Consider the following 17,439-nt stretch of genomic DNA (forward strand, 5'->3'; position numbering starts at 1 on the left):
TTCGGGTGGTGTGGTGGTGCCGACGTTGCGTCGGGGTGAGGGTGGTGTGGGTCGGGTGTTGTTGTCGTTGGGTGAGGCGTTTGTTGCGGGGGTGGAGGTTGATTGGCGTCGGGTGGTGGGTGCGGGTCGGTTGGTGGATGTGCCGACGTATGCGTTCCAGGGGGAGCGGTACTGGTTGGAGGCACCCCGCAACACCGGCGACGACACGACCGCCACCGGCCACGCGCTGCTCGGTGCCGCGGTGGAGTTGCCCGGCTCCGGCGGGGTGGTACTGACCGGCAGGGTGTCCCTGACCGACCAGCCGTGGCTGCGTGACCACGCGGTCGGCGACACGGTCGTCCTGCCCGGTACGGCCTTTCTCGACATGGCACTGCGCGCCGGTGACGAGGTCGGCTGTGGCCACGTCGACGAGTTGACCCTGCACCAACCGCTCGTCCTGACCACCGGTTCCGTGCAACTGCGCGCCGTGGTCGACGCCGCTGACGACGCCGGTCGCCGGCCGGTGTCCATCTTCGCCCGGAGCGGCTCCGGCGAGACGGACTGGACGACGTGCGCCGCCGGTGTCCTCTCCGACAGTGACGACCAGGCCCCGGCCGAGGGCCTGGCCGACACCTGGCCGCCGGCCGACGCGGAACCCCTCGACTGCGTCGAGCTCTACTCCGACCTGGCTACCCGGGGCTACCACTACGGCCCGGCCTTCCAGGGCGTACAGGCCGCCTGGCGGCGCGGAAACCAGGTCTTCGCGGAGGTGGCGCTCGCCGCCGAGCAGCACGCCGAGGTGACCGCCTTCGCCATCCACCCGGCGCTGCTCGACGCGGCCCTGCACGCCGGCCTGACCGACCCGGAGGCACCCGCCGCGCCGGTGGAGCTGCCCTTCGCCTGGTCCGGCGTCGCGCTGCACCGCACGGCGGCGACCACGGCCCGGGTCCAGCTCACCCGGACCGCACCCGGTGTCCTGCACCTGGTCGTCACCGACCCGACCGGCGCGGCGCTGGCCACCGTGGACACGCTCGTGATGCGGCCCATCCCCGGTGGCCTGCGGGGGCCCGCCACCGACGCCGGCCTGTACGCCATCACCTGGTCACCCTCCGGTGACCGGGAGCCCGCCGCGGCGGACCCGTCGGACGCACCCGACCGGCAGGTGCTGGATCTGACCGACCGGGGGGTCGGCACCACCACCGACGGCGACGCCGCCGAGGCCGCCCGGTTGCTGGTGCACGAGGTCCACAACGAGGTCACCCACTGGCTGACCGGGGCCGGCACCGACGGGTCACCGGGCGGGGCCCAGCCGTCGAAGCTGGTCGTGGTGACCCGTGGCGGGGTCGCGGTCGGGCCCGACGAGGACGTCGATCCGGCTGCCGCCGCCGTGTGGGGGTTGCTGCGTACCGCCCAGATCGAGCACCCGGACCGGATCGTGCTGATCGACCTGGACGACGACGAGCGCTCCCGGGCCGCCGTCACCGTCGCCGGGTGCGGCACCGAGCCACAGCTCGCCATCCGCTGCGGCGTCGAGCACCGGGCCCGGCTCACCCGGCTCGCCCCACCCGGCGACGCCCTGCGGGCCGCCGCCGGGACGCGCAACGACGGCACCGTCCTGATCACCGGTGCCTCCGGGGTGCTCGGTGGGGTCTTCGCCCGTCACCTGGCCACCCGGTATCCCACCCAGCGGCTGCTGCTCGTCGCCCGGCGCGGTGCCGCCGCACCCGGGATGGACGAGTTGACCGCCGCACTGGGCGACCTCGACGCCCGGGTGGAGGTGGCGGCCTGCGACGTGACCGACCGGACGCAGCTCGCCCGGCTGCTCGACGCGATCCCCGCCGCGTACCCGCTCACCGCCGTGGTGCACGCCGCCGGGGTGCTGGACGACGGACTGCTCACCTCCCTGCGCCCCGAGCAGCTCGACGCCGTCCTGCGGCCGAAGACCGCGGCGTGGCACCTGCACGAGTTGACCCGCGACCTCGACCTGGCCGAGTTCGTGCTCTTCTCGTCGGTGACCGCGACCCTGGGCAACGCCGGTCAGGCCAACTACACGGCGGCGAACGGCTTCCTGGACGGCCTGGCCGCCCACCGACGCGCCCACGGCCTGCCGGCCACCAGCATCGCCTGGGGCCTGTGGGCCACGGCCTCCGGCATGACCGCCCACCTGAGCCGGACCGACCTGAACCGGCTGGGCCGCGACGGGATCGGCGCGTTGGACGAGGCGGCGGGCCTGGCGCTGTTCGAGGCGGTCCGGGCGGGCCACCCGACCGGCCCGGACCCGTTGCCGGCGACCGTGGTCGCCGCCCGGCTGGACGGGACCGCGCTCCGCGCGAAGGCCACCGCCGGGCTGCTGCCCGCCCTGTTCGGGGACCTGGTCCGGGTCGCCCCACGCCGGGTGCGGGCGACCGCCGGTGTCGACGCCGGTCAGTCCTGGGAGCGGCGGATGGCGGCGCTCCCCGCGGCCCGGCGTCGGGAGGCGGTCACCGAGCTCCTGCGCGGCGCGGTGCTCACCGTCCTCGGACACGACCCGGCCGGGACGATGGAGGCCGACCGCACCTTCAAGGACTTCGGCTTCGACTCGCTCAGCGCGGTCGAGCTGCGCAACCGGATCGGGGCCGCCACCGGGATCACCCTGCCGGTCACCCTGGTCTTCGACCACCCCACCCCGGCCGCGCTCGCCGAACACCTCGACCAGCGGGTCTCCGGGGGCACCGGTCCCGCCCCGACGCCGGTCGCCCCGACGGTCGGGCCGGCCGACGAACCCATCGCGATCGTGGCGATGGGCTGCCGCTACCCGGGTGGTGTCGAGTCCCCGGAACAGCTGTGGCGGCTCGTCGCCGACGGCGTGGACGCGGTGGGCGGGTTCCCCCGCAACCGGGGCTGGGACATGTCCGGTCTGCTCGACTCCGGCTCGGACGGGCCCGGCACCAGCCACGCCGACCAGGGTGGTTTCCTCTACGACGCCGACCGGTTCGACGCCGACTTCTTCGGCATCAACCCCCGCGAGGCCGCCGCGATGGACCCCCAGCAACGGCTGCTGCTCCAGACCGCCTGGGAGACGTTCGAACGGGCCGGCCTGCCGTCGGCCACCCTGCGCGGCAGCCGTACCGGCGTGTTCGTCGGGGTGATGTACGGCGACTACGGGGCCCGGCTCGCCACCGCTCCCGGGTCCTCCGAGGGCTACCTCTACAACGGCAGTGCCGGCAGTGTCGCCTCGGGACGCATCGCGTACACCTTCGGGTTGGAGGGTCCGGCCGTCACCGTCGACACGGCCTGCTCCTCGTCGCTGGTGTCGGTGCACCTGGCGGCGCAGGCCCTGCGTCGGGGCGAGTGCACGATGGCCCTCGCCGGTGGTGTCACCGTGATGGCCACCCCCAAGACGTTCATCGAGTTCAGCAGGCAGGGCGCGCTCTCCACCGACGGCCGGTGCCGGGCCTTCTCGTCGTCGGCGACGGGCACCGGATGGGCCGAGGGGGTCGGTCTGCTGCTGCTCGAACGGCTCTCCGACGCCGAACGCAACGGGCACGAGGTGCTCGCCGTGTTGAGCGGCTCCGCCGTCAACCAGGACGGGGCCAGCAACGGGATGACCGCGCCGAACGGGGCGGCCCAGCGTGCGGTGATCCGGCAGGCGCTCGCCTCGGCCGGGCTCACCGGCGTCGACGTCGACGCGGTGGAGGCCCACGGCACCGGCACCCGGCTCGGCGACCCGATCGAAGCCGAGGCCCTCATCGCGACGTACGGCGTCGGACGCTCCCCGCAGACGCCGCTGTGGCTCGGCTCGCTCAAGTCCAACATCGGCCACGCGCAGGCCGCCGCCGGGGTGGGTGGTGTGATCAAGATGGTGCTCGCGATGCGCCACGGCACCCTCCCGCGCACCCTGCACGTGCAGGAGCCGACGCCGCACGTGGACTGGTCGGCCGGCGCGGTCCGCCTGCTCGACGAGGCCCGGGACTGGGTCGCGGTGACCGACCGTCCCCGCCGGGCGGGCATCTCGTCGTTCGGCATCAGCGGCACCAACGCCCACGTCATCGTCGAAGCTCCCGCGCCGGCCGGACGCCCCGGCGACGACGTTTCGGACAGCCCGTCCGCCGACGCGAGGGAGGGGCCGGCCGGGGTAGCGCCGGGCACGGACGACGGCGGTGCCGGGGCGTCGGCCCTCCCGGTCCTCGTTCCCCTCTCGGCGCGTACCGCCGAGGCACTGCGCGGTCAGGCCCGCCGGTTCGCCGCCGCCCTGGCCGACCTGCCGCCCGGCTCCGACGACCGGGACGGGCGGCGGGCGCTGGTCGCGGACACGGCGTACACCCTGGGTCGGCGGGCGGTGTTCGCGCACCGCGCGGTGCTGGTCTGCCGGGACCACGACGGCCTGCTCGCCGGCCTGTCCGCGCTCGCCGACGGCGGCGTGGCCGGCGGCGTCGTCACCGGGCGCGGCACACCCGGCGGGTTGGCCCTGATGTTCACCGGGCAGGGCAGCCAGCGTCCCGGCATGGGTGCCGAGTTGTACGCCACCGAACCCGTCTTCGCAGCGGCCTTCGACGCGGTCTGCGCCCACCTCGACCCCTACCTGGACCGTCCCCTGCGCGCAGTGGTCTTCGCCGCCCCCGACTCGGCCGACGCCGCGCTGCTGGACCGGACCCGCTACACCCAGGCGGCCCTGTTCGCCGTGCAGACGGCGCTCTACCGGCTGGTCGAGCGGGCCGGCATCGTCGCGGACCGTCTGATCGGCCACTCGATCGGTGAGGTCGTCGCCGCGCACGTGGCCGGGGTGCTCACCCTGCCCGACGCGTGCCGGCTGGTGGCGGCCCGCGGCCGGCTGATGGAGTCGGCCCCCGAGGGTGGCGCGATGATCTCGATCCGGGCCGACGAGGCCACCGTGACCGCCCTGCTCGGGCCGGACGCGCACCGGTTGAGCATCGCCGGGATCAACGGCCCGGAGTCGGTGGTCGTCTCCGGCGACGCCGACGCGGCGCAGCGGGTCGCCGAGCGGTGCCGGGCCGACGGCCTCGGCACCCGGCAGCTGCGCGTCAGCCACGCCTTCCACTCCGCACACATGGACGGTGTGCTGGCGGAGTTCGTCCGCCTCGCCGGCGAGTTGACCTTCCACGAACCCGAGATCCCGATCGTCTCCAACGTCACCGGTCGCACGGCCACCACCGAGGAACTGACCTCACCCGACTACTGGGCCCGTCACCTGCGCGGCACGGTCCGGTTCCACGACGGGGTCCGCACCCTGCACGCCGACGGGGTCCGGATCTTCGTCGAGCTGGGACCGGACCCGGTGCTCGCCGCGATGGTGCAGGGCAGCATCGGCGGTGCGGAGCCGGCACCGGTGACCGTGGCCGCGTTGCGGACCGCCCAGCCGGAGCAGGACACCTTCGCGGTGGCCGTGGCGACGGTACTGGCCAACGTCGAACACCCCGACCCGGTGGCGGTGCTGGCCGCGCGCAATCCGGCCGGCCGACTGGTCGCGTTGCCCACCTACCCGTTCCAGGCCACGCGGCACTGGCTCGACGCCCCGGCCCCGGTCGGGGACACCCGCGCCGCCGGCCAGGACACGGCGGGTCACCCCCTGCTCGGTGCCGTGGTCGAGCTGGCCGACGGGGCGGGTGAGCTGCTCACCGGTCGACTCTCGGTGGCCGACCAGCCGTGGCTGGCCGACCACGCGGTCGGCGGGGTGGTCACGCTGCCCGGCGCGGCGATCGCCGACCTGGCCGTCCGGGCTGGCGACCAGGTCGGGTGCGGGCGGGTCGACGAGCTCACCTTCCGGACGCCGATCGTGCTGCCGGCGCAGGAGGCCGTCCGGCTCCAGGTCACCGTCCGGCCGGCCGACGGGTCGGGGCGTCGGGCCTTCACCGTGCACACCCAACCGCAGGACCGCTCCACGCCGTGGCGGCTCAACGCCGACGGAGTGCTCGGCACCGAGGCGGCCACGCCCGCCGGGTGGCCCGAGGGCGACGCGCCGTGGCCGCCACACGGGGCGTCGCCGGTGGACCCGGACGCCCTGCACGCCGACCTGGTGGCCGCCGGCCTGGCGATCGGCCCGGCCTTCGCGGGCGTACGGGCGCTCTGGCGGGCCGGTGACGTCCACTACGCCGAGGTGGCCCTGCCCGACGAGGTGTCGTCCGACGCCGCCGGTTTCGGCCTGCACCCGGCGCTGCTCGATGCGGCACTGCGCGCCGTCGCGTTCGGCGTCCCACCGACCGACCGGCTGCACCTGCCGTTCACCGTCGCCGGTTTCGCCCTGCACGCCGGCGGCGCGACCACCGCCCGGGTACGGCTCGCGCCGGGCTCCGGGGCCGGCACCGTCACCGTGTCGTTGGTCGACCCCGCCGGTGCGCCGATCGCCGACATCGACGAGTTGACCCTGCGGCCGTACCAGCCGGACAGCGGGCCGACGGGTGGCCTCTACCGTCTCGACTGGCACCCCGTGGCGCTGCCGGCCGTCGACCCGAGCCCGCACCCCCGGTGGGCGGTGCTCGACGACGGTCGCGTCCTGGCCGACTCGGCGGCGGAGCTGCTCGGCCCGGCCGCCCTCTTCGTCGACATGACGGCCGTCCACGAGGCGGTGACGAACGGGGCCCCGCCGCCGTCGGTGATCGTGGTCGACGCCGTCTCCTCGATCGCCACGAGCCGGGCGATGGCCGCGCTCGCACCGCCGTTGGCCGCCGAGCGGGCCGTCGCCGACACGCTGGAGTTGTTGCAGCAGTGGCTGGCCGACGACCTGCTCGCGGACGTCGGTCTGGTGGTGCTCACCGAGCTGGCGGTCGCCGCGCGCCCGGGTGAGACGCCCGATCCGGCGATGGCCGCGGTGTGGGCGATGCTCGGTAGCGCGCAGAGCGAGCACCCGGGCCGGATCACGGTGGTCGACGTGGACGGCACGCCGGCCTCGATCACCGCCCTGCCGATGGCGCTGGCCGCCCGGGATCCCCGGCTGGCCCTGCGTGACGGCGTCGCCCTCGCTCCCCGGCTCGCCCCGCTTCCCGCCCCGGCCCGGACCGCCGGGGACCGGCCGGACCCGACGGCCACGACGGGTGACCGGCTCGACGCCGACGGCCCCGTGCTGATCACGGGTGCGACCGGCGCGGTGGGGGCCGTGCTCGCCCGGCACCTCGTCGCCCAGGGTGTCCGTCGGCTGGTGTTGACCGCCCGGCGCGGCCCGCAGGCGCCCGGCGCGGCGGAACTGCTCGCCGACCTGACCGCCGCCGGTGCCACCGCCACCGTCGTCGCCTGCGACGTCGCCGACCGGGACCGGTTGGCCGAGGTGCTCGACGCGTACCAGCCGGGTGCGGTCTTCCACGCCGCCGGTGTGCTCGACGACGGGGTGCTCACCGGGCTGACCGCGCAACGCTGTGCCGCCGTGCTGCGCCCCAAGGCCCGGGGCGCGTGGAACCTGCACGAACTCACCCGGGGTCGACGCCTCTCGGCTTTCGTGCTGTTCTCGTCGGTGGCCGCCACCGTCGGGACCGCCGGCCAGGCCAACTACGCGGCGGCCAACGGTTTCCTGGAGGCGCTGGCCGGGCAGCGTCGCGCCGAGGGACTTCCCGGCCTGGCCGTCGGCTGGGGGCTGTGGGGCACCGGCGGTATGGCCGGCGAGCTGGGCGCGGCGGACCGGGCCCGGCTGGCCCGCATCGGCATCTCCCCGATGGCCGCGGCCGATGCGCTGGGCCTGCTCGACGAGGCGCTCGCCGGGGTCGACCCGTACCTCCCGCCGGTCGTGGTGGCTGCGGCGTTCGCGCCGTCGGCACTACGCGCGGCGGCCGGGGCCGGTGGGCTGCCGGACGTACTCACCGCACTGGCTCCCGTGGTGCCCGTGCCGGCCCGCCGGGCGGCGGCCGTGAGCTCCGCCCCCGGGAACGACCCGGGCAGTCTCACCGACAGCCTGGCCGCCCTGTCGACCCAGCAGCGTGGCGAGCGGCTGCTGGACCTGGTCCGCACGGAGATCCGCGGCGTCCTGGGTTACACCGACGCGGAGGCCGTGGACGACGAGCGCAGCCTGCGCGACATGGGTTTCGACTCGCTCACGGCGGTGGAGCTGCGCAACCGGCTGAACACCGTCACGGGACTGCGGCTGCCGACCACGCTCGTCTTCGACTTTCCGACCGCGGTGGCGCTGTCGGAGCAGATCGGCACCCGTCTGGTGCCGGAGACCGGTGAACCCGCCGGAGCGGTGCTGGCCGTGCTGGACCGGCTGGACGCTCTGCTGGCCACCCGCGACATCCCCGACGGGGAGGAGGACGACATCGGTGAGCGACTGAGGAATCTGCTGTGGAACTGGCAGGGCCGGCAGGGCGGCGACGAAGCCGCCGGGGGCGCCGACGAACTCGACACGATCGACGACGACGACCTGTTTCACACATTGGACCGGGAGCTCAGCGGTCCGCATCCGGATCGGCTCCCCTGACCGGCACGCGACCGTGTGGTCGGCACCGGCAACCGCATCATGAGGCATGGAAGGGAAATATCTTGAATAGGCTGCGCGGAAACCCGTGGGCGGTGCTGGCGACACTGTCGATCGGTTTCTTCATGACCCTGTTGGATCTCACGATCGTCAACATCGCCATCCCGGACGTGATGTCCGACCTGGGCGCCTCGTTCAACCAGGTGCTCTGGGTGATCAGCGCGTACTCGCTGGTCCTCGCCGTCCTGTTGATCACGACCGGGCGGCTCGGTGACCTCAAGGGACCACGGCTGCTGTTCCTCACCGGTACGGCGCTCTTCACCCTGGCGAGCGTCTTCTGCGGTGCGGCACAGAGCCCCGGCCAGCTGATCGGGGCGCGGGCCGTGCAGGGCATCGGCGCGGCGATGATGGTGCCGCAGACCCTCGCGATGATCATCGGTATCTTCCCGCCGCAGCGGCGGGGCACGGCCATGGGCGTCTGGGGTGCGGTCGCCGGTGTCGCCACCATCTCCGGTCCGACCCTCGGTGGTCTGCTGGTGTCGACCTTCGGCTGGCGGTCGATCTTCTTCGTCAACGTGCCGTTGGGTATCGCCGTGCTGGTGCTGACCCCACTGCTCATCCCCAACATGAAGCCGGACCGCAAGCACCGCTTCGACGTGGTCGGCGTGCTGATCGCCACCGCGGCGCTGTTCTGCGTGGTGTTCGCCCTCAACGAGGGGGAGCGTTACGACTGGAGCGCGAAGATCTGGGCGTTGCTCGCGGTCGGGGTGGTGTTGATCGGCGTCTTCATCGCCCACCAGCGCACCAAGCAGGACGACGAACCGCTGGTGCCGTTCGCGTTGTTCCGGGACCGCAACTACACGATCATGAGCATCAACGCGGCCGTCGTCTCGATGGCGATGCTCGGGCTGGTCCTGCCGATGAACCTCTACCTCCAGCAGGTCCTGGGGATGGACGCGTTGCACGCCGGCCTGACGCTGGCACCCTCGCCGCTGGTCGCGATCATCGTGTCCCCGTTCGCGGGTCGGCTGTCGGACCGTATCGGCGGCAAGTTCGTCCTGCTCTTCGGTCTGACCATGTACGCCATCGGCATGGTCATCCTGGTCAGCCTGGCCCAGTTGGACAGCAAGTGGTACACCTTCCTGCCCGGTCTGCTCGTCGCCGGCGCCGGCACCGGGTCGTTGCTGGCGCCGATGGCGACCGAGGCGATGCGCGGGGTCAACCCGCGGCTGGCCGGAGCGGCGTCCGGGCTGAACAACACGGTGCGGCAGCTCGGTTCGGTGCTCGGTCTGGCGATCGTCGGCGCGCTGATCCAGAGCCGGCTCGCCACCACGGTCCGGGAGGAGGCGACCGCGCAGGCCGGGCAGTTGCCGGCGGACGTGCGTGACCGGTTCGTCGACGCCGGGGTGCAGGCCGGGGCCGGTGGTCCCGGTGGCATCTTCGGTCACCTGCCGGGCGACCTGCCGGACCAGCTCCGGGCCCAGATCGCGACGGTCTTCACCAACGTGTACGACCATGCCTTCCTGTCCATGTTGAAGACCAACTTCCTCTTCCCGATCGCCATCGTCGTGGTCGCGGCGGTGCTCACCACGTTCGTCCGGCGGCGGCCCCCGGCCCCGACCCCGCCGGGCACCGCGGTGCCCGCACCCGCGCCGGCCGCTGCGGCTGCGGTGGCCTCGACCGAGGCAAGCCGTACGTAGCACGGCTGACACCCGAGACGACGTGTCCCCGGTCCGCAGTCGCGGCCGGGGACACGTCGTCTCGGGTCGGGCGGGGTTCAGAAGACCAGCACCCGGTTGTCGTACTGGAGTAGCCGGTCGGCGCAGTGCCACTCGACGGCTCTGGCCAGGACGGTCCGTTCCACGTCCGCGCCGAGCCGGACCAGGGTGGCGGTGGTGTCCCGGTGCGAGGTGCGGATCACGTCCTGCTCGATGATCGGCCCTTCGTCCAGCGCGGCGGTGACGTAGTGCGCGGTGGCGCCGATGAGCTTCACGCCGCGCTGCCGGGCCCGCTCGTACGGGCCGGCGCCGGGGAACGCCGGTAGGAACGAGTGGTGGATGTTGATCACCGGGACGCCGACCTTCTCCAGGAACCCGCCGCTGAGGATCTGCATGTAGCGGGCCAGCACGATCAGGTCGCACTGTCCGGCCAGCAGGTCGGCGAGGGTGCCCTCGGCGACGTCCCGGGCGTCGGGCCGGACCGGGACCTCGTGGAAGGGCACGCCGAATCCGGTGACGGTGTCGCGCAGGACGGGGTGGTTCGAGGCGACCAGGGTGACGTCCGCGGCCAGCTCTCCGCGCCGCCACCGCCAGAGCAGGTCGACCAGGCAGTGGTCGGCCCGCGAGGCCAGGATCGCGATCCGCTTGACCTGTCGGGCGTCGCTGAACCGCCACCGCATGCCGAACGGCTCGGCGATGGCGGTGGCGAACTGGTCGCTCAGGCCCGCCCGTCGCTCGGGTGCGATGGTGAACTCGGTACGCAGGTAGAACTGACCGCCGCTGGGTTCGCTGGTGTACTGGTCCAGCTCCACGATGCTGGCTCCCCTCAGGTGCAGGAACCTGGCCACGGCGGCGATGATCCCCGGCTGGTCGGGGCTGGACACGATGAGACGAAGGGTGTCGACCGACATCTGCTCTCCTCGACGATCTCGGGGTGCCCGGGAAGGTGACACCCCGACGCCGAGCCTGCCCTGCGGACCTAACGCCGATCCTGCGCCGTGCCGTCGTGGCGTCGTGCCGTCGTGGGGTCGTTCACCCGTCCGTCGGGCTCATCCGTCGCTCGCCTCGGTGCCACCGCGGAGCCGCAGGAGCGCCTGCGGGGTGAGGCTGCGGGCGAGGGTCTCCAGGGCGGCGGTGATCTCGGCGATCCGCTGCGGGTCGTCGGTGCCGAGTGCCGTGGCGAGCGCGCCGTCGATCGAGGCGGCCCTGATCTGGACGACCCGGTCGGAGACCTGCTGTGCGGTGTGCAGCAGCAGCCGTCGCCGGTCGTGGGGGTCGGCCACCGCGTCGATGGCACCGGCCTTGCGCAGGCGTGCGGCGCAGACCGACACCTTGCTCTGCGGGAAGCCCGTCCGCTCGGCGATCTCGCTGACCGAGGTGCCCGGGTGGGCCCGGATGTCGCTCGCCACGATGAGCACCGAGCGGTGCAGTGCCGGGTGGGGGTCTACCCCCTCGGTGGGGATCGCCTCTTCGCCGATCTTCATGAGGGTGCGCCCCAGGAGGAACAACTCGATGCCGTTCACCCGTTCAGAGTACATCAGAAACGATCCATCATTCGAGATGCATCTGATACGATGCTTTTATCGGCGCGGGGCCCGCCCGTCCGTCAAGCGCATGGAGATGCACATGTCCGCAACCGACACCCTCCGGACCGGTACGCTCGCCGTCGCCGGCGCCCGCCTCTACCACGAGGTCCGGGGCAGCGGCCCGGTCCTGCTGATCGGCCAGAGCGGTGAGGGTGACGCCCGCCGGACCGCCGACCTGGTCGCACAGCTCGCCGACGCGTACACCGTGGTGACCTACGACCGGCGCGGGCTGTCCCGCAGCGCGCTCACCGACCCCGACCGGCCGGTGACCCTGGCCGACCACGCGGACGACGCCGCCCGCCTGCTGGCCGCCCTCACCGACGAGCCGGCCGCGATGCTCGGGTGCAGCCTCGGTGCCTCGATCGGGCTCCGCCTGGCCGTCCACCATCCCGGTCGGCTGCACACGCTGGTCGCCCACGAACCGGTCTCGCCCCGGCTGCTGCCCACCGGCGAGCGGACCCGCCACGAACGCGAACTGCTCGACGTCCAACGCCTCTACGCCGCCCGTGGGCTGACCGAGGCCATGCGCGAGATCGCCCGGGTGCTCGGCATCGACCCGACCTGCCAGGAGGCCGAGCCCGACCTCACCCCGCAACCGTTCACGCCGCGCCGGGTCGCCAACTTCGACACGTTCATCCGCCGGGACTTCACCGCGATCGTCGGCGACGACCTGCGCCCGGCCGACCTGCCCGGCTGCGGCACCCGGATCGTCCCGGCGGTCGGTGCCCGCACCGCACCGGAGGTCTTCGACCGCCGGTGCGCCGACCGGCTGGCCGAGCTGCTCGGGACCGCACCGGTGGTCTTCCCCGGCGGCCACAACGGCAACACCACCCACCCCCGGGGGTACGCGGCCACGCTGCGCCGGGTCCTCACCGCCGCGCAGCGCTGACCGGCGGAGCCGACCGGCCACCGCGGCGTGGCACCGGGGCGCCGACCACCCGCGGTGCGGCGTGGTACCGGGGCGCGACCACCCGCGGTGCGGTCCCGCGTGCCGGTGGCGCATCGGCGGCCGGTGCCGGGGTGGGACGGTTCAGCCGCGACTCCACCGCTGGCTGGTCGCGCCGTTGCAGTCCCAGATCTGGGTACGGGTGCCGTTGGCCGTGCCGCTGCCCACCAGGTCCAGGCACCGGCCCGAGCCGACGGCCGTGACGGTGCCGTCGGCGTTGAAACGCCACTTCTGGTTGGCCTGGCCGTTGCAGTCCCAGATGATCACCGAGGTGCCGTTGGCGGTGCCGGCGTTGTTGACGTCCAGGCACTTGGTGCCGTAGACCCGCAGCTCCTGGCTGCCGGTCGAGGTCCACGACTGGTTGGCCTGGCCGTGGCAGTCCCAGACGATGGCGGTCGCGCCGTTGGTCTGCGTCGCGCCGTTGACGTCGAGGCACCGGCCGGCGGAGACGCTGCGTACGGCCGACGTCGTGCCCGGCGGGGGCGTCGTCGGTGGGGGAGTGGTCGGGGGTGGCGTCGTCGGCGGCGGGGTGGTGGGCGGGGGTGTGCCGCCGCCGGTGACCAGGAACATCGCCGCGCCGTGCGCCGGCACCGAGGCGCTGATCGTGCCGGTCGACGTCGAGTTGCTGTGCGCCCACAGGTCCCGCACCGCGTAGGACGACGCGCTGCCGAGGCCGAGCGCGCTGGCCGTGGTGGTGACCGTGGCCGTGCCGCCGCCCCGGTTGAGCAGCACCGTGGCCACCCCGCCGGAGGACATCGGCTTGCGCCAGACCTCCAGGTCACCGCTGTCACTGATCTTGTAGCCCTGCCGGCCGCCCCAGTCCTGGTTGACCGCGATGACGTCGGTGTTGGTCAGGATGGTCCGGGTCGCCGCCGACATGGTGCGCAGGTCGTTGCCGGCCAGCAGCGGGGCGTTCAGCAGCGCCCACAGGCTGAAGTGGGCCCGCGACTCGGTCTCGGTGGGGCCGTTGCCGACCTCCAGCATGTCCGGGTCGTTCCACGCGCCGGGCCGGGCGTACGAGTCCTTGCCGACCTGCTGGTCGAGGATGCCCATGATGGAGTTCCAGTTGCCACCGATGTCACCGGTGTTGCGCCAGGAGTTGCCCACCGACGCGCCCCAGGTCCAGACGCTCTCCTGGCCCCAGTTGCACAGGCTGTAGAGGATCTGCCGGCCGGTCGCCGCCAGCGCGTCCCGCATCGCCGTGTAGCGCTGCTGCCCGCTGCGACCGAGGTGGTCGCCGCAGTTGTCGTACTTGAGGTAGTCGACGCCCCAGGACGCCCAGAGGTTGGCGTCGCGCTGCTCGTAGTTGATGCTCGCCGGGTAGCCGGCGCAGGTGGTGGTCCCGGCCGAGGAGTAGATGCCGAGCTTCAGCCCCTTGCCGTGGACGTAGTCGGCGAGCGCCTTCATACCGCTGGGGAACTTCGCCGGGTCGGCGACCAGGTCGCCGCTGGCGTTGCGCTGTCTGGTCGACCAGCAGTCGTCGATGTTGACGTACTCGTAGCCGGCCGCCGCCATGCCGCTTGCGACCAGCGTGTCGGCGGTCTGCCGGATGAGCGTCTCGTTGACGTTGCACCCGAAGGAGTTCCAGTCGTTCCAGCCCATCTGCGGGGTGCGGGCCAGGCCGTTCTCCAGCGCCTGCGCGGGCGGGGCGCCGCCGAGCACCGCCGCGCCGGTGACCACCGCCGTGCCCAGGGTCGCCGCCAGCAGTACGGGGGACAGCAGGGCGACTCGTCGTCTGAACATGCGCACGCTCCTTGCCGGGGTGCAGGCCACGATTCGTAATACATCGACGTTCGCCAACGTAATTCGTCTGACATGTGCCGTCAATACGCGCCCGTCGGCCGTACCCGGGGCCGGCCTGCGCCGCCCTCGCCCGAGCCGCACCGCCCGCCGTCCGGGGTCCGGTCACCGGACGTCCGGGCTGCACACCTTCCAGTCGCCGTCCTGCCGCTCGACGTTCAGCCCCACCGTCCGGGGTGCCTGGTCCGAATAGGTGACCTCGGCGGTTACCCACCGCAGGGTCGGTCCCTCGCTCAGGCGCTCGACCGTCACGTCGGTGATCCGGAACCCGGTCACCCCGTACCCGCCCGCAGGACGGTCCAGCCAGTCCGCCCGCGACTCGCGGCGTCGGTCGGCCGCACACAACATGTCGTACGCGCCGTTGTCGTCATGCCTGACCACGGCGGACAGGTAGGCGTCGGCGGCGGCGCGGATGCCGGGCTCCTCCCTCGCGTCCTTGTGGGACAGGTAGAAGCCGGCGATGGGCGTGCCACAGCAGAGCAGCACGCCGATGCCGACGATGGCGATGACGAAACCCCGGTCGGAGAGGTCCTTCTCGGCGGCCACCGCACCGACGGTACGGGCCGGCGGCAAGGTGCCCGCCGGCCCGGTCGCGACGGGTGTCCACCGTGCACCACGGCGGACACCCGTCGACAGCCCCCGTCAGGAGATCGAGGCGGGGAACCGGTCCCAGACCCGGTGCGCGGCCAGCAGGGCCTGCGCGTCGGCGAGCACGCCGCTCGGCGAGTCACCGGCCACCACGCCCGCCGCGCCGGCCACCCCGGCCAGCTCCAGCACCCGCACGCCCGCGCCCCAGCCGCCGATCACCTTGGCGTGCCGCCAGCACTCCTGCACCAGCAGCAGCACCCGGGGGTCGACGACGCTGGCGTCCGCCGCACCCGCCTTGGCGTCGCGGGCCGGCAGCGCGTCGGGGGCCGGCGCGGGGGCCCCGGCCAGCAGCAGCGCGTCCAACTCGACCGAGCGGCCGGTGGCGAAGGTCCGCTGCACCGTCAGGTCGCCCACCGTGCCGCCGTGCGCGGCGATCACCAGCGGCACCATGCCGGCGGCGGACACCTCCCGGCGTACCTGCTCGACGTCGTCGGTGCCGGCGTCCGCGTCGACCACGATGCCGACCGTACGGCCGTCGGCCGGCCAGGTGCGGCCGAGCTGGGACAGCGCCGAGCTGGGAGCGACGTCGGCCAGCGGCACGGTCGGCTCCGGCGTCGGCAGGCCCAGACCGGTGGCCACCTGCGCGCAGAGCACCGGGTCGATGTTGGCCAGGCACTGCAACTGCCGTTCCCGGATCGCCTGGTGGTAGCACTTGCCCAACTCGAAGGTGTAGGCCCGGACGATGTGCTCCCGCTCCACCGGCGACATGCTCAGCCAGAACAGCCGGGCCTGGCTGAAGTGGTCGTCGAAGGAGGCCGGGTTGGCCCGGACCTTCGGGGCCTCGGCCACGGTCACCGGCACGTCGACGAACGCGTTCTCGGCGTCCCCGGCCGGGAACGGGTTGCCCCCGTCGAGCGAGTTCGGCCGGTACGGCGCGACCCCGGCGTGCACGGCGTGCTGGTGGAACCCGTCGCGGAGCATGTCGTTGACCGGCGCGTGCGGCCGGTTGATCGGAATCTGCGAGAAGTTCGGCCCGCCCAGCCGGGTGAGCTGGGTGTCGACGTACGAGAAGAGCCGGCCCTGCAACAGCGGGTCGTTGGTGACGTCGATGCCCGGCACCAGGTGGCCGAGGTGGAAGGCTACCTGCTCGGTCTCGGCGAAGAAGTTCGTCGGCGTCCGGTTGAGCACCAGCTTCCCGACCGGCTGCACCGGTGCCAGCTCCTCCGGCACGATCTTGGTGGGGTCGAGCAGGTCGATGCCGGCGAAGGTCTCCTCCGGGGTGTCCGGGAACACCTGGAGGCCGAGTTCCCACTCCGGGTACGCGCCGGCCTCGATGGCGTCGTAGAGGTCACGCCGGTGGAAGTCGGGGTCCATGCCGGCGAGCAGCTGCGCCTCCTCCCAGTCCAGCGAGTGCACGCCCAGCTTCGGCTTCCAGTGGAACTTCGCCAGCACCGTCGCCCCGGCGGCGTCGACCAGCCGGAAGGTGTGCACCCCGAACCCCTCCATGGTCCGGTACGAGCGCGGGATGCCCCGGTCGGACATGTTCCACATGGTGTGGTGCTGCGCCTCGGTGTGCAGCGAGACGAAGTCCCAGAAGGTGTCGTGCGCGCTCTGCGCCTGCGGGATCTCCCGGTCCGGGTGCGGCTTGCCGGCGTGGATGATGTCGGGGAACTTGATCGCGTCCTGGATGAAGAAGACCGGCATGTTGTTGCCGACCAGGTCGAAGGTGCCCTCGTCGGTGTAGAACTTGGTGGCGAACCCCCGGGTGTCCCGGACGGTGTCGGCCGAGCCCCGGGACCCCAGGACGGTGGAGAACCGGACGAACACCGGCGTCTCCTTACCCTTGCGCAGGAAGCCGGCCCGGGTGACCTCCTCGGCGCCGTACCCGGTGAAGACGCCGTGCGCGCCCGCGCCCCGGGCGTGCACCACCCGCTCCGGGATGCGTTCGTGGTCGAAATGGGTGATCTTCTCGCGGAGGTGGTGGTCCTGGAGCAGCGTCGGCCCGCGCGGGCCGGCCTTGAGTGAGTGGTCGGTGTCGCGCAGCCGGGCCCCCTGCGCGGTGGTGAGGAACTCGCCCTGCTGGCCGTTGGCGACGGCCGGTGCGCCGGTGGCCGCGCCGGTCGGGGTACGGGTCTGCGGTGCGCCCTGTTCCTTCTTGGGTGGCAGCGGACCGTGCGGGGTGGTGGGCTCCTCGACGGTCGGCGGGGCGCTGCCCGGTGCGCCGGGCACCTCGGGGGTGATCAGGTGGGACACCTTCTCGGCTGCGGCGTCCACCACGTCCTTGACGACTTCGGTCGGCTTGCGGGATTCCATCTGGGTGGCACCTCTTTGCGGAGCGGGGAACGGGTCTTCTTCCCCTACCCGGGCATCCCACCGCAAAACACACAGGGCCGTCCGGTACGTTTCCGCCGCCCCCGCCCCCGCCCC

General features: G+C 73.3%; 8 protein-coding genes. 3 read left to right on the plus strand and 5 right to left on the minus strand.

The features are described 5' to 3' along the window. The first annotated feature begins 16 nt into the window (after positions 1-16). Positions 17-8,377 (plus strand): type I polyketide synthase, encoded by an 8,361-nt coding sequence (locus AB0B63_RS28185; RefSeq protein ID WP_357024123.1) that lies wholly within the window; start codon positions 17-19, stop codon positions 8,375-8,377. A 62-nt stretch (positions 8,378-8,439) separates the two neighbouring features. Beyond that, the gene (locus AB0B63_RS28190) at positions 8,440-10,074 is read left to right on the plus strand and encodes a DHA2 family efflux MFS transporter permease subunit (RefSeq protein ID WP_357024126.1); all 1,635 of its coding nucleotides are present in this window, start codon (positions 8,440-8,442) and stop codon (positions 10,072-10,074) included. Positions 10,075-10,151: 77 nt separating this feature from the next. On the opposite strand, the gene purU is transcribed toward AB0B63_RS28190, so the two are convergent. After that, on the minus strand, positions 10,152-11,003 hold the full coding sequence (gene purU, locus AB0B63_RS28195; RefSeq protein ID WP_357024129.1) for a formyltetrahydrofolate deformylase: 852 nt from the start codon (positions 11,001-11,003) through the stop codon (positions 10,152-10,154). A gap of 138 nt (positions 11,004-11,141) precedes the next feature. Continuing rightward, positions 11,142-11,630, minus strand: a complete 489-nt coding sequence (locus tag AB0B63_RS28200; protein ID WP_208569094.1) for a helix-turn-helix domain-containing protein — start codon at positions 11,628-11,630, stop codon at positions 11,142-11,144. Positions 11,631-11,718: 88 nt separating this feature from the next. On the opposite strand from AB0B63_RS28200, the gene AB0B63_RS28205 reads away from it, so the two are divergent. Next, positions 11,719-12,567, plus strand: coding sequence for an alpha/beta hydrolase (locus tag AB0B63_RS28205; protein WP_208569095.1), 849 nt, complete (start codon positions 11,719-11,721; stop codon positions 12,565-12,567). 141 nt (positions 12,568-12,708) lie between these two features. On the opposite strand, the gene AB0B63_RS28210 is transcribed toward AB0B63_RS28205, so the two are convergent. From AB0B63_RS28210 to AB0B63_RS28220, 3 genes are all read right to left on the minus strand, one after another. Next, positions 12,709-14,367 carry a lectin gene (locus AB0B63_RS28210; protein WP_357024135.1) on the minus strand — a complete coding sequence of 553 codons (1,659 nt, stop codon included), beginning with the start codon at positions 14,365-14,367 and terminating at the stop codon, positions 12,709-12,711. A 162-nt stretch (positions 14,368-14,529) separates the two neighbouring features. Next, positions 14,530-14,970, minus strand: a complete 441-nt coding sequence (locus AB0B63_RS28215; protein WP_208569097.1) for a hypothetical protein — start codon at positions 14,968-14,970, stop codon at positions 14,530-14,532. A 96-nt stretch (positions 14,971-15,066) separates the two neighbouring features. Then, positions 15,067-17,325, minus strand: a complete 2,259-nt coding sequence (locus tag AB0B63_RS28220; RefSeq protein WP_357024138.1) for a catalase — start codon at positions 17,323-17,325, stop codon at positions 15,067-15,069. Between the last annotated feature and the right edge of the window lie 114 nt (positions 17,326-17,439).

It is taken from the genome of Micromonospora sp. NPDC049081, from assembly GCF_040648835.1.
Classification (GTDB): domain Bacteria; phylum Actinomycetota; class Actinomycetes; order Mycobacteriales; family Micromonosporaceae; genus Micromonospora; species Micromonospora antibiotica.

Bases quoted from the DNA above. Each gene is read 5' to 3' on its own strand.
- purU (WP_357024129.1), bottom strand. From the start codon at position 11,003: ATGTCGGTCGACACCCTTCGTCTCATCGTGTCCAGCCCCGACCAGCCG.
- AB0B63_RS28200 (WP_208569094.1), bottom strand. From the start codon at position 11,630: ATGTACTCTGAACGGGTGAACGGCATCGAGTTGTTCCTCCTGGGGCGC.
- AB0B63_RS28205 (WP_208569095.1), top strand. From the start codon at position 11,719: ATGTCCGCAACCGACACCCTCCGGACCGGTACGCTCGCCGTCGCCGGC.
- AB0B63_RS28210 (WP_357024135.1), bottom strand. From the start codon at position 14,367: ATGTTCAGACGACGAGTCGCCCTGCTGTCCCCCGTACTGCTGGCGGCG.
- AB0B63_RS28220 (WP_357024138.1), bottom strand. From the start codon at position 17,325: ATGGAATCCCGCAAGCCGACCGAAGTCGTCAAGGACGTGGTGGACGCC.